The sequence below is a fragment of the Ruegeria sp. HKCCA6707 genome, from assembly GCF_013033515.1.
Classification (GTDB): domain Bacteria; phylum Pseudomonadota; class Alphaproteobacteria; order Rhodobacterales; family Rhodobacteraceae; genus Ruegeria.
Genome location: NZ_WQEG01000018.1, coordinates 1 through 13,067, shown reverse-complemented (window position 1 = coordinate 13,067; position 13,067 = coordinate 1). Strand labels below are relative to the sequence as shown.

Here is a 13,067-nt window from a genome sequence, read left to right as displayed (position 1 = left end):
ACCTCCTAAGGTATTATTTGAACGTCCACTTGTAATCCACACTAGAAAACGATCCGCGTTCTTAGACCGAACAGCGTAACGCTATCCTGGGCGGGATTCAGCAGCGGGTCGGAAATGAACTGTACTGATGGTGTGATCTGCAATCCGGGTGAGATTGAAAATCGGTAGAATGCTTCAAGCGTGAACTGATCTCCGTCGATACCTCTTGCCTCAGCCCAGTTCAGGCCCAGCCCAGCCAAATCGGTGTTGCGACCGTAGTAACCAAGACCGGCAGAAACGGATCGATCATAGAGCGCTGCGGTCCCCTTTGAGGCACCTGCCCGAAAGAATGGCATCCATTTATTGTCAACAAACCATGCGGCGGAAACCGCAGCGCCGTAGTCTTCCGCTCGGCTGCCATCGTCGGCCGCATCCGCATGCCAAAGCGTCAGGTGGATATTGTCAAAATAGATACGATCGAAACCAGAGGTGTAGCCGAGCTCGAGCGATTTGAAGAGATTGCCGTCGCTAAACACATCAAAGTTTGGATCAGACGGGTCGGCATTTGCGTCAGCAACACTCGCAACCGCGTAAAAGTTTTCGCTCAGCTTTAACCCACCAGCAATGCCCAGGCCCGGATTGGGGGCATTAAGTGTCGGGTTGGTATTGAAAGACAGGTTTTGGAACCCGCTGTAGGGGCTTACCAGCCCATAGATATCGACGAAATCTGTGACATCAATCTGGCCGACTTGCAGCGTCCACGAACCGTTCTCGGCCCGTTGGGTCCAGAACAGATTGGTCAGTAGCAATCCAGTATCGTTGAAGGCCGTCCCGGTAATCGAAAGCGCTCCGCCATCCAGCCCAAGGAATTGCGGGGCAACATCCGTGTAGCTGTGCCGGTCTTCGATCTTGAATGTCAGGGAACCCCGCTCAGTTGCCTGCCAACTTCCGTAGAAACGCGCAATCCCGCTGGCCGCTTCACCGGTTCCCAGATCAGCATTCGTCGATTGGCCCAATGCCAGGTAGTCAATGTTGAACCGAAAACCACCCTCAGCCAGTCGATCTTTCCACTGAAACCAATCCGGTGCGATGTTGCGTGGAAAATCGGAACGATATTGCGGATCGGTCAACCCGTCTCCGGGCTCTAGATCAGCTTCGACCGACGAGGGCCCGGATAGTCCCTGAGCCGACGCTGCACCAGCGAAGGCAATACTTAACGCGACAACGAGAAGCTTTATCATTCAGACGCCTTTGCCCCGCCGGTTTTGCGATTTCCCGCCGCCCGGATGCGATCAGCGGCACGCTGCTTCCATTCCAACCCGTCTGCTTCGGATTCCAAAGTTTCGACCCGCTCCGTCTCTAACTGGAACGTCGCATTCATGGGCATGAGGCCATCCACAACCATCATTTTCTGAACAGAAGGATCAATCGTCAGCCTGCCTGTCAGCCGAACGGGTTCGTGGACATAGCTGGGCGTCCAGTCCCCGTTCAACCGCACACGGATCATTTGGTTGGGTGGAGGTGGCGGCATGTGACTGCACATTCCTCGTTCTGGCACCAAATACGCCACAGGCCGACCGTCCAGATCACTTGGGGCAGGAATGGCAAAGCCCGCGAGTGTGACTGTTTGACCATCGAATTGTGGATTTCCGTGCGTTCCCGCTTTTCTTCGGCGTTCCGTCACGACCTCGCGCTGATCCAGAAGCCAGTCGACATCAATTCCATCAACTGCCAAGGCATCCTCAGTATCGGTCAACAGCGCTTGCCATTTTTGCCGTTCTTCTTCGCTGCCACGATCCCCCTGCAGCCTTCCGCGCAGTCGTACGACATACAGGAGATCATCGAGCTGTTCCGGGCTGAGATCACGGTAAGGGTCTTCAAAAACCTGAGCGGATGGGTCTGGCAGGTCTGACCAGTCCAACGCAGCTCCAGGCGCTGCCATGGCAGCGTTACCGCACAAAACCAATCCTGCGAAGACTGCAGAGCAAAACCAATTTCGCATATGTGCTCTCCGACTGCTTTTTCTGATCACTCCAGTGTGTTTTTGTATATCACACCATCCTTCATGATCAGGCGGATCGTTTCGGGGCTATCTGGTCTCGGGTCGGCACCAAACCACTGATCACCCGTTCCAACGACCGAGAAGTCTTCAAGCGGGTTGCCGTCTATCAGCAGGATGTCGGCATAGGCGCCTTCCTCGATCACGCCGAGCTTTCCAGCGGTATAGGGGTTCATAAAGTCACCTGACAGAGCGACCACCTCGCCGCCCGTCGATGTCAGCGTAACCAACGACGTGTAGGGTCCGAAAAACTCATTGTTCAGGTGCTTCTCATAGGCAATCTGGATGTTGCAAGCCTCGACCGAACCAACACAGTCAGTCTGAAACCCTCGTTTGACTGGGCATTCCTTCATATTGTCGATGTAGCCTGCAAATGTGGCCGAGGCGGACTTTGCCTTAGCAAGGCTCGACGGGACATTTGCCACTGCCGGAATGTCTAGCAATCCAGGATCGAAGGCCGTCAGGTTGGTGGTAATGTATGCCCCTTTTTCATTCATGACTTGTGCAATTTCACAGTCAAACGAGAAGCCGTGTTCGATAGACATAACACCTGCATCAAGCGCACTCAGGATAGCTTCCTTGCGATAGGAATGCGCCATGACATAGCTGCCATACTCATTGGCCACTTGAACGGCGGCTCTGATTTCCTCGGGCGATCCAGCTAGCAATTGCCATGGGTCGAACGCCGAAACGACACCCCCAGATTGCATGAATTTCAACTGCGTCGCGCCCATGCGGAAATTGTTGCGGGCGAACTTGTAAACATCAGCCACACCACTGACTTCCTGCGCCATGTTCAGGCGGCTCATGTTGGTCTCTGAACCCGGTGGCGCAGTGAAATTCGCGAAGTCAGCGTGACCACCTCGCGTTCCTATAAATGCGCCAGATGGAAAGTAACGTGGGCCGTCAATCTGACCCGAGTCAATCGCGCGACGCAGCCCACCATTAGCCCCTCCTGCATCCCTGACTGTGGTAAAGCCCTGCATCAAATACATCTCGGCCATCCGCGCGCCATGAATGGCGAAGTCTTCCCAAGTTGTGTTCGCCTCCATCGATGGCAATGTCGGCCCCATCAGCATGAGGTGCGCGTGCAGTTCAATAAACCCAGGGGTCAATGTCCGCCCCTCTCCGTCTATGACCGTGGCATTGGGGGCATCAATCGCATCGGTTGAAACGACCTTGATCAGATTGCCCTCGACCAATACGCTGGCGTTCTCGATACGCTGTTCATTTACGCCATCAAAAACATGCACGTTGGTAAACAGTGTTTGGGGTTCTTCCTGATCCTGAGCCAGCGCAGACGCTGCAAAAGAAAGACCCGCAGCGACGATAATCGTCGAGCAAAGGGACATTTGTAGAACAGACATAGGTACTCCCTTCATATTCGTGTTTTGAAAATTGTAGTCCGAAAAGCTTTGGATTGGTTGCCTGTTTTGAATTAGAATGTTCGAATGTGACCAAAAAAGTGGCCACCGGATAACCGAAGTTCAGACAAGGGTGACGAGCTTGCCGTTCAACTCTATCGCTTCAGAGCATAGCGAAGGTTTCATTCGTCTCTCTTTAGCGGCGCCATTTCTGCAATATCTCATCGACCGAGGGATCAGCCCGCAACCTGCCTTGGATCAGGTCGGTTTGAAGGCCGAACTGTTGTCTGACCCATCTGTGTTCGTGCACTCAGAGTTGGTATACGGCTTGGTGAATGCATTCTCTGAAGTTTCAGGCGATCGATACCTTGGACTGAGGGTCGGTGAGACATTCGACCTAGAGGGATGGCCACCGTTCGCTCAGGCCCTGCGATCAACAAACTCGCTGTTCGAGTTTTTTGCCCGTTTCGTGGGGCTTGTACCGCGAGAGTCTAATTCTGTGCGGCACAGCCTTGTCATCGAAGCAGACAAAGCGACGTATCGAATAGACAGGCAACAGGAGCCAGCTGTCCCACCCATACAGGTGACCGGCTTTGGCGCCGCAATCTATGTGCGCCTATTGCAGACCGTCGTCGGAAATTCTTGGGATGCTTCCCATGTGCGATGGGAAAGCAGATATATCAATGGTCTGCCGATCGGATACAAAGGTATCGAGGTTGGCCTGGGAACCGATCCAGGAATGCAAATCAGTTTTCCTGTGGAATGGCTGTATTTGCACCATGCCTCCGAAGGCTCTGCCAAGCCCATAAGTACGCCTCGACAGGATGAAGAAGTAACCGTGGTGGCCGCTCTACGATCTGTCCTGCGCGACAAATTGGATGAAACCGAATTGGGACCAGAGGTGGTGGCCGGATTGCTGGGCATACAAACGGATCGATTTCTGAAGGCGCTTCAGCAACACGGCACAACGCTGCCCCGCGAAATCAAACGGTTGCGCGTGGACCTCGCCAAAGAGCACCTCAAACAGAACCAGATGACAATTGCACAGATCGGACTGATGCTCGGCTATTCCGACAAGTCCCATTTCACCCGCTTTTTCCGAGGTCAAACCGGAATGACACCGACTAAGTTCCGTCTTGGTGGGTAGGGCAGTTAAACTAACTGTCTAAGTCCAACGCCTTCAACAATTCGAAGACTTGGCTACGCATCCAGGCCGCCATCGGGGCATTGTCGGAACGCTTGTGCCAGATGCCGATGATCAACGCTGGTTCAATATGCATCGGAGGTTCGAACACCTTTAGTTCGAATGTCTTGGCCACCTTCATTGCAAGCTGCGCGGGTACAAGCGCGATGAGGTCGCTTTCGCTCACCGCGCGGCAAACGCCACTAAAGACGGGCACTGTCATAGCAACTTGTCGCTGCTTTCCGACGCGATTAAGAGCAGCATCACCCATTGCAGCCAGGTTCCCTTCAGGGGAGAACAAGACGTGGTGCAGTGCGCAGAACGTATCCATGTGCATTTGCGTCCCTTCCTGAAGCCCCTCAAGCATTGGATTTTTCTTGCGAGCTATCACGTGGAACGGCGAATTGAAGAGTGGCTGCCGATTGACCCAGTCCGGCAGAAGCAAATCCGGGATCAGCGCAATGTCAGCGTTGCGTTGTTCAAGGCTGGCCACATAGTCATTTGGAACCAGATCAACCAACTGCGCTCGTAGATTGGGCGCCGATTTTTGCAAAAGATCAGCCAAAGGCGGCATCAGGAGTTCTGCGAAGAAATCGCTGGCGGCGATCCGGAAAGTGCCTTCAGCGGTTTGCGGATCAAAGGTTGCTGGTGGAGCTAGCAAAGCCTCAAGACGTTCGAGTTCTTCGCGCAAACCGGATTCAATCCTGGCGGCATAATCAGTGGCAACCAAACGGTTTCCCTGCCGGACAAAAAGGGGATCGTCCAAGGCATGACGTAGACGCGACAATGCACCCGAGACTGCGGATTGCGACATGGCGAGCGTGTCAGCCGCCTTGACGGTTGAGCCTTCGTAAAAGAGGGCGTCCAACACGCGTAAAAGATTGAGGTCCAGTGTGGCGAAATTCACTTGGCCGATATCCTATATTAGATATTGCGGTTTGCCTGATAGGTTGGCCTTCGGATAGGCTTCTGTCAACGGAAGCGCTTTCGTTTCAATCCGATGCTAATGGAGAGAAACGATGAAAGACCTGGACCAAATCGACGGAGCCATCGAATGGCTCGGTGTAAAATACAAAACCATCCTCAGCCCAGAACAGACGGGCGGTGCTATGTCCATTGTGGACAGCTGGTCCCCTGCTGGTAGCGGCCCCCCACGCCATGTGCATCAAAACGAAGACGAAATCTTTGTAATCCTGACCGGCACATGCAGGTTCTGGTTGGAAGGCGAGGAGTTTTCCGCAGGGGCCGGCGAAAGCGTATTCATCCCACGAGGCAAAGAACATACATTCAAAGTGACAGACGACGAACCGTGCCGCCATCTCGTGATCCTGACGCCCGGCGGATTCGAAGGTTTCTTTTCCGACATGGCAGCCGGTCAGTGCCGTATCCCAGAAGACATGCCCGACATTGAGGAGAGCGCCAAACGGCACAACATGGCCTTCACCGGCCCACCATTGGATTGAACACATGACTAAGAAACACATCGTCTATCATATCCCCGTCTGTCCCTTCTCGCAGCGACTGGAAATCCTACTGGCGCTGCGCGGACTAACGGATGCCGTAGAATTTCGTGTCGTAGACATCACCAAGCCGCGCGACCCTGAATTGCTAGCCAAGACCCGAGGGACGACAGCCTTGCCGGTGCTAGAAACCAGCGACGGTCGTATATTGAAAGAAAGCCTCGTGATACTGCGCTATCTTGATGAGGCTCTGCCGGGGGCACCATTGCGCCGCAGTGATCCTGTCGAGCACGCCATTGAGTCGATGCTGATTGCCCGCGAAGGACCCTTCACAATGGCAGGCTACCTCTTTGTCATGAATCAGGATCAGGCCCACCGAGATGAGCATTTGAATAAGCTCCTGGCGCTTTATCGAGACCTTGATGATTTCCTGGGTCATCACAATCCGACTGGCCCATTCTTGTTCGAGGACTTCGGTTTGGCAGAGGCTGTTTTTACCCCTATGTTCAAGCGGTTTTGGTTCCTTGACTACTACGAAGGGTTTAGCCTTCCCGAGGGCAAAGAGTATGACCGGGTGCGGATGTGGCGTGACGCATGCATGGCACATCCGTCAACCGCACAGGTAACCGAGGAAGAAATCGTCAAACTCTACTACGACTACGCGCTAGGGGCCGGAAACGGTGCCCTACCTGACGGCCGCAGCGTTTCAAGTTTCACCTTCGAACCACCTTGGCAATCAAGACCCATGCCGCCAAGGAAAAAGTATGCGATTACAGCCACCGACAAAGAGTTGGGGCTTGTCGCCTGACCATGGGGTAGATAGCCAACACCGGACACCTACGCGCCGCGCAGCATCGGACAAAATGGGCTCAGTGCTGCCTTCGGATGCGGTGCGGCAGACACCCATCGGCGATCCGTTTCACAGTCGCACACGGCCCAAAGCGGTCATCCGATACTTAGATTCGCAAGGCCCGAAATGCGGACGAACCTGCATTTCCCTGCAACCTGTTCAACCAGTGCTGAGGGCCCTGGAGCATACACTCAGGGTCCCATCACAACACTAAAGCTCAGAAGTCGTCACGGGGTAAGATCCATTGCCGCCACGACCTTGTCGTAAGGAAGTCCGGCGGTATCGTTTAATCGACGAACTTGATCGGCGCTTTCACCATCAAACAAGCACATGCAGCGCCCGTCTTCGGGAGCAAATGTTGAACGAACATAGCTGATCTTGTCGCCATCTGCTGTCATTTTCTGTGCTGTTGCTATCGCGGCTTTTTGAGCAGCACCCAAGTCATCCATACTGATACCCTCGAGGTTTCTTTCGACCATAAAAACAGACATTTCGCTCCCTTTCGGAATAATCAAAACCGGTGCATCGATTACACTATGGAACGTTGGCTCGGGGAACTATCGATACCTTATGAGTTAATAACTCCAGGTTTGGAAAAAACGGTGTATCCTGCGTTAAGATTGTTTTTCGCTATCAGTGACGAGGTGCCCCAATATGGAGATGTCTCAGATTAGATATGTCTTATCTGCCGCAAAGCATCTGAATTTCACCAAAGCTGCCGCAGAATGCAATGTGAGCCAACCGGCACTTACCAAGGGCGTCAAGTCACTAGAGACCGAACTTGGCGCACAGGTTTTTCACCGGGAAGGCCGGAAAATATTGGTCAGCGACTTTGGAAAGTCAATGCTGCCGCATCTACAGCACATCGTTGACGAAGCAGCAGCCACTCAAGCGCTGGCTCAGAATTTTCGTTTGCTCGAAAAGGTGCCGTTGCGCTTAGGTGTCCTTTCAACAATTGGTCACGTTCGCCTTGCACGGTTTCTGGCTCAATTCGAAAAAAACCACAGCGGCTTGGAGTTGTCAGTCAATGAAGCAAGCGCGTCGGATCTCAGGAAAAAGCTTTCTGATGGTGATATCGATGTCGCTTTGATGACACTGACTGAAGAACTGGAAGAAGAGTTTCGGGCAAGACCACTTTATGTCGAAAGATATGTGGTTGTTTTTCCGCCCGAGCACCGCCTTGGACGGCTAAATTCAGTCTCGCTTCAAGATCTATCTCGAGAAAACTACGTAGATCGCTTGGCTTGTGAGTTGCGCGAGATGGTAATGTCCGTTTGTCAGTCAAAAGGTGTGGAGCTGTACGCTCGTTTCCGTTCTGAGCGCGAAGATTGGGTACAAGCAATGGTTGCTGCAGGCATTGGTTTTGCTTTCATGCCAGAGTACTCGGTTACTCTGTCAGGCTTGTTGCAGCGCCCGCTTGTGGAGCCAGAAGTTTCAAGAACGATCGCGGCCTTTACAGTCCCTGGCCGAAAACACTCGCCGGCACTTGATGCGCTGATGAGGTCTTCGCAGACCTTTGCATGGCCGGGATAAGAAACTTCGGTTTTGGGCGCGAAGTGGTCATTCTCTACGAATTGCTTGAATGGCTGATGGCAGCCCTAAGCGGACCTGGCACAACTCAGGGCGAAGACAACTCGGCTGTTTGTCCTCCAAGCCTTTCGCGCAGACGAATGGCATAGTTTCCCAACGCTGAAACCGACTTCAAGCAAGGGCAGAAACCGACCCTGTGCACTTTCGCATGGTCTAAACACGTAGCGACCAGTATGAAACAAAAAGGAGGACAACACGTGGAGCGAAAGCTGGCAGCCATCCTGATTGCTGATCTTGTCGGCTTTACCGCCCGAATGGAGCGGGACGAGAAAGGCACGCTCGAAGTCCTCTCAGCGCACATTGACAAAACCGCTGTTCCGCTTGTCGGTCGGCATCACGGTCGCATCGTCAAACAGATGGGTGACGGTCTGCTCGCCAGCTTCGACAGCGCTGTCGACGCTGTTTCCTGCGCGGTTGAGTGGCAAAGTTCGCCAGTGGTGGGCTCCGATCCACTTCGCTTTCGCATCGGTGTCACTCTTGGAGACATTATCATGCGCGACGGAGATGTATTTGGTTCCGGTGTGAACCTTGCGTCAAGGTTGGAGCAGCTTGCCCCGCCAGGCGGTGTGTTGGTGTCTGAAGATGTTTATCGTGTGGTCGGGAACCGTATACCGGTCGCTTGGGAGGATGCTGGTAAGCTTACGGTGAAGAACGTTGCCGAACCGGTACATGCTTGGCGCATTGGCGGGACAAGCGCAGTTTGCGCTGAACCGCCTCGGCCTGAATCATCAGGAAAAGCCACTATTGCGGTCTTGCCACTACACAACATGAGCGACGACCCCGAACAGGCCTTCTTTAGCGACGGGATTTCGGAAGACATTATTGTGGGCTTATCGCGTTTTCGGACGCTCAAGGTTGTTTCCAGAAATGCGTCTTTCAGGTTCCGGACACAGGACAAAGATCCGGCCAAAATCGCGGAAGCTCTCGGCGCAGATTACCTGGTTGTAGGCAGCGTGCGGAAGGCCGGCAGTCGCGTGAGAATCTCGGTACAACTTGCTGACGCCCGTACAGGCACTCAACTTTGGTCGGATCGATACGACCACGAACTGGAAGATGTTCTAGCGGTTCAAGACGAGGTGGCCCGAAATATCGTCGCAGTGTTGCCGGGCAGGGTCCAGCACGATGTCGTCGACCGTTCGACACAGAAACCAACGGATCAGATGAAGGCCTATGAGCTGATGCTTAAGGGCAAGGCGTTACGCGACGGCCTGAACGCCCGAGATACGGCCAAGGCGAGAGCGTTGTTGGAACGAGCGGTCGCGCTCGATCCCTCTATCGCGCGATCTTATATGTATCTCTCAGATACATATGTCATAGATCTGTGGCTTGGGCTGGCGGACGCTGATGCACCCACGCACACATTGAAAATAGCCCGAAAGGGCGTGGCACTCGATAACCGCGACGTCTACATTCAGGACCAGCTTGGTTTTGCTTATCTCTGTGCCGGATTGTGGGATGAGGCTGATGCGCAATTTAATAAGGCACTTTCGATGATAGAAAGTGAAGCGGAGTCTATGGCCTGGTGTGGTTATGCTTTCCTACTACTCGGCCAGCACGAAAAGGCGCGCGAGGTGGTTTCGAAAGCTATGGGACTGGATCCGCTGCATCCACCTGCCATCGACTGGATTATGGGGCAGGTCGAGTTTTTCAACGGCAACTATGAAGCAGCGCTTAGTTTTCTAATGGGAGCAGCGCGGCTTAACTCGCTGGCTGCCGCATTTGTCACCGCATCTTACGCGCAGCTCGGACGAGAGCAAGACGCGGCCGATGCGTTGCGAGAATTCGTGATCGAACGTCACGATGAGTTCACAAGTCGAGGTATCGTGGTTGAGGATGACACGTTAGATAGCCTTGCACGCGGGTTTCGGTCTATGTGGCGGCGACCGGATGATTTTAAACTTCTCACCAATGGCCTAAGGGCGGCAGGTATGACCGGCTGACGCCGAGTTTTGCTCTTTTGTCCAACCGCCGCGGCCTCAATTACGCGTTTCTCTGCGCCCCTTTTTTTCGGCAGGTCGCAGCCCGGAGCGAACATTTCCAAATGAACTTTGCGAATTTGGAAAGTCAAAAACGTGAGAACTCGAAAATCTCTGTTGCATGAAATCACTTAGCTAGTGCGTCAGATATGCGTTCGACTAATGCCTTCTGAACAACGGCAAACCTTGGGGTATGCGCGATTTCCTCTAACGTCGCGACCCACAACGGAACTTCGATCTTAGGATTCAAGTCCTGTGTCCGTTTGAGGCGAGTATCCGCGTCGCCAAAAAATGAGGGCAGAAAGGTTTTACCAGCTCCCGAGGCAGCCATCTGCTGTAGCACCAGAAAACTGTCTGCTCCGTTGGTCATTTCGTCAGAGCCCACATTCTCCGCGAGCCATTTTGCTGGGAGGGAACGGCTCAGCGCTCCGTCAAGCCTCATCCACTTGCGATTGGGGCTACCGTCGTCAAAGACACCGAAGGACAGCGTTCCTGCACGCTCACCGATTAGCCCATCTCCGAGCTTTATCGATGGCCGCACGGCAATGTCTGCACTCAACCGAGACAAATCATGGTGACTGTTTCCGCTTAGCAAAGTCAGTTTCAGGCCGGGGTAGAGAAGTGAGATTTCGTTGAGTATTCTAGGGAGAACAATCTGACAAAGACTGTCGGTCGATGTAATACGCACGTGACCCTTTGGGGAACGATTTGCTCCGACAACCGCCCGCTCCACCGAAAGTACCGCCTCTTCAACGCTTTCCATGGCCGAAAAGATCGCACTGGCTTCAGGGAGAACGGAATAACCTGACGAACTTTTTTGGAAAATCCGGCAACCATTTCTCTCCTCGAATGCGGCCACCCTGCGCAAGACGGTGGCGTGCGTGACGCCCATGGCCGCTGCGGCTGCATTAAGTGAGCCGTATTTGCTTACCGCCAGTGCGTATCGAATGTCGTCCCAGTTTTCGTTGTTCATAAATTAACAGGAGACGCCCAATAATAAACAATTACAAGAAAATTCGTTCAAGATAAGGTTCGGGCATTGAACAGGGAGACACATCATGATGAAGCAGTTCTCAATCTTCGCGGCGGGTCTTTTGTCATTGGCCGCAATTGGCACAGCTATCGCCCACGAAAGTGAAAACCCGGCTGTGAAAGCTCGAACCTCAATCATGCAGCTCTATGCCTTCAATCTTGGTACCCTTGGTGGCATGGCCAAAGGCGAGGTGGACTATGATGCCGAGGCCGCAACACGGGCTGCAAACAACCTTGTGGTGCTAACGCAGATCGACCAATCCGCAATGTGGCCACAGGGATCTGACAATGTGTCCGATCCGTCGTCTCGAGCGCTACCTGCGATCTGGGAAAACTTCCCTGACGTTGGTGCAAAAGGGCAGGCCATGGCAGACGCCGCTGTTGCGATGCAGGCTGCGGCTGGCCAAGATCTTGATGCCCTGAAAGCGGCTATGGGCGATCTGGGCGGAAGCTGTTCGGCATGTCACAAAGCCTACAGAGCACCGAAAAACTAAATGGTAGAAAGCTGTGAAGCGGTTTTTCCTTTTCACTGCTTTCATTGCACTTTTGGTTGGGTTGGCCGGTTTGGTGCTGACCCGGCCACAAAGAATGGATCAATCTCAACTTGACGGTTTGAACCCAGATCTTGCCAGAGGTGAAATCGTGTTCCACGCCGCAGGATGCGCATCCTGTCACTCACCGCCGGATGCGGTTGGTGAAGAAAAGCTCATGCTCTCCGGTGGTCGACGGTTTGAGACGGAATTCGGCACGTTCATTGCCCCCAACATTTCCAGTCACCCAGAAGTTGGTATTGGGTCCTGGTCTGCCCTTGACTTGGCCAATGCTCTGATCCATGGGACCGGACCAGAAGGGCAGCACTATTTTCCTGCGTTTCCCTATACATCTTATGCCAACATGTCAGTCGAAGACGTTGTTTCGCTTCACGCATTCCTCGGCACGCTTCCAGCGGTCGCAACCGAAAGCGAGGTGCATGAGGTTCGCTTTCCCTTCAACATTCGACGCGGACTGGGGGGATGGAAGCTCTTGTTCATGTCGCCAGGTTGGGTGCTCGATGGGGATCTAACCGACCAACAACGACATGGCCGGTACTTAGTGGAGGCTCTTGGCCACTGCGCCGAGTGCCATACGCCACGCAACGGCTTAGGGGGCATGCAACGCGATCTCTGGTTGACGGGAGCGCCAAACCCCAGCGGAAAGGGGCGTATCCCCGGCCTGACCGTAGACCAACTTGATTGGTCTGAGGCAGACATTGCCGAGTATCTGAAATCCGGCTTCACTCCGGATTATGACAGCGCGGGTGGTGAGATGGTGGACGTCATCGAGAACACATCGCGCCTCACGGATGAGGACCGTTTGGCGATTGCTGCCTATCTCAAAGCTATTCCTGTTTCGTCGACGGGGCTTCCATCCAAGTAACAGTCATTTGGCGCTATGCTGTGGGGACTAGAACTGCCGGGTCCTTCGTCGCTTGAGACAAAGCAGAACGCCCGCAGCGTTGTCGCTACGGACGTTCTGTGTCGCTGGTCGCGGGCGTAGGATTTGAGCCTCTGACCTTCAGGTTATGAGCCTGACGA

The 13,067-nt window shown here is 53.7% G+C and carries 13 protein-coding genes; 7 read left to right on the top strand and 6 right to left on the bottom strand.

Going from position 1 to position 13,067, the window contains the following annotated elements; all coding sequences use genetic code 11:
* Positions 1-41: 41 nt before the first annotated feature.
* The 3 genes from GOW40_RS21355 to GOW40_RS21345 form a co-directional block, all read right to left on the bottom strand.
* Entirely contained in the window at positions 42-1,220 is a 1,179-nt protein-coding gene (locus GOW40_RS21355) for a carbohydrate porin (protein ID WP_171136786.1), read from the bottom strand.
* Positions 1,217-1,921, bottom strand: a complete 705-nt coding sequence (locus tag GOW40_RS21350; RefSeq protein ID WP_254444540.1) for a DUF3299 domain-containing protein — start codon at positions 1,919-1,921, stop codon at positions 1,217-1,219. Before GOW40_RS21350 ends, GOW40_RS21355 begins: the two co-directional genes overlap by 4 nt.
* Positions 1,922-2,007: 86 nt before the next feature.
* On the bottom strand, positions 2,008-3,405 hold the full coding sequence (locus tag GOW40_RS21345; RefSeq protein WP_171133795.1) for an amidohydrolase family protein: 1,398 nt from the start codon (positions 3,403-3,405) through the stop codon (positions 2,008-2,010).
* Between the two features lie 76 nt (positions 3,406-3,481).
* On the opposite strand from GOW40_RS21345, the gene GOW40_RS21340 reads away from it, so the two are divergent.
* Positions 3,482-4,549, top strand: a complete 1,068-nt coding sequence (locus GOW40_RS21340) for an AraC family transcriptional regulator (RefSeq protein ID WP_171231154.1) — start codon at positions 3,482-3,484, stop codon at positions 4,547-4,549.
* 10 nt (positions 4,550-4,559) lie between these two features.
* On the opposite strand, the gene GOW40_RS21335 is transcribed toward GOW40_RS21340, so the two are convergent.
* Positions 4,560-5,492: a LysR family transcriptional regulator gene (locus GOW40_RS21335; protein ID WP_171133793.1), complete on the bottom strand. Its 933-nt coding sequence runs from the start codon at positions 5,490-5,492 to the stop codon at positions 4,560-4,562.
* 112 nt (positions 5,493-5,604) lie between these two features.
* Between GOW40_RS21335 and GOW40_RS21330 the strand changes: the two genes are divergently transcribed.
* Both GOW40_RS21330 and GOW40_RS21325 read left to right on the top strand, forming a co-directional pair.
* Positions 5,605-6,048, top strand: coding sequence for a cupin domain-containing protein (locus tag GOW40_RS21330; protein WP_171133792.1), 444 nt, complete (start codon positions 5,605-5,607; stop codon positions 6,046-6,048).
* A 4-nt stretch (positions 6,049-6,052) separates the two neighbouring features.
* Positions 6,053-6,853, top strand: coding sequence for a glutathione S-transferase family protein (locus tag GOW40_RS21325; protein ID WP_171133791.1), 801 nt, complete (start codon positions 6,053-6,055; stop codon positions 6,851-6,853).
* A gap of 269 nt (positions 6,854-7,122) precedes the next feature.
* On the opposite strand, the gene GOW40_RS21320 is transcribed toward GOW40_RS21325, so the two are convergent.
* The gene (locus tag GOW40_RS21320; RefSeq protein WP_171133790.1) at positions 7,123-7,386 is read right to left on the bottom strand and encodes a DUF4242 domain-containing protein; all 264 of its coding nucleotides are present in this window, start codon (positions 7,384-7,386) and stop codon (positions 7,123-7,125) included.
* Between the two features lie 163 nt (positions 7,387-7,549).
* Here GOW40_RS21320 and GOW40_RS21315 point away from each other — a divergent pair, with 163 nt between their 5' ends.
* Positions 7,550-8,428 carry a LysR family transcriptional regulator gene (locus GOW40_RS21315; protein ID WP_171133789.1) on the top strand — a complete coding sequence of 293 codons (879 nt, stop codon included), beginning with the start codon at positions 7,550-7,552 and terminating at the stop codon, positions 8,426-8,428.
* A gap of 254 nt (positions 8,429-8,682) precedes the next feature.
* Entirely contained in the window at positions 8,683-10,425 is a 1,743-nt protein-coding gene (locus tag GOW40_RS21310; RefSeq protein WP_171133788.1) for an adenylate/guanylate cyclase domain-containing protein, read from the top strand.
* Positions 10,426-10,588: 163 nt separating this feature from the next.
* Here the strand turns inward: GOW40_RS21310 and GOW40_RS21305 are convergent, their stop codons facing one another.
* Entirely contained in the window at positions 10,589-11,434 is an 846-nt protein-coding gene (locus GOW40_RS21305; protein ID WP_171133787.1) for a LysR family transcriptional regulator, read from the bottom strand.
* 88 nt (positions 11,435-11,522) lie between these two features.
* On the opposite strand from GOW40_RS21305, the gene GOW40_RS21300 reads away from it, so the two are divergent.
* Complete coding sequence (locus GOW40_RS21300) at positions 11,523-11,987, top strand: cytochrome c (protein ID WP_254444539.1); 465 nt, start codon at positions 11,523-11,525, stop codon at positions 11,985-11,987.
* A 94-nt stretch (positions 11,988-12,081) separates the two neighbouring features.
* Positions 12,082-12,909, top strand: coding sequence for a cytochrome c (locus GOW40_RS21295; RefSeq protein ID WP_171133785.1), 828 nt, complete (start codon positions 12,082-12,084; stop codon positions 12,907-12,909).
* The last annotated feature ends 158 nt before the right edge of the window (positions 12,910-13,067 follow it).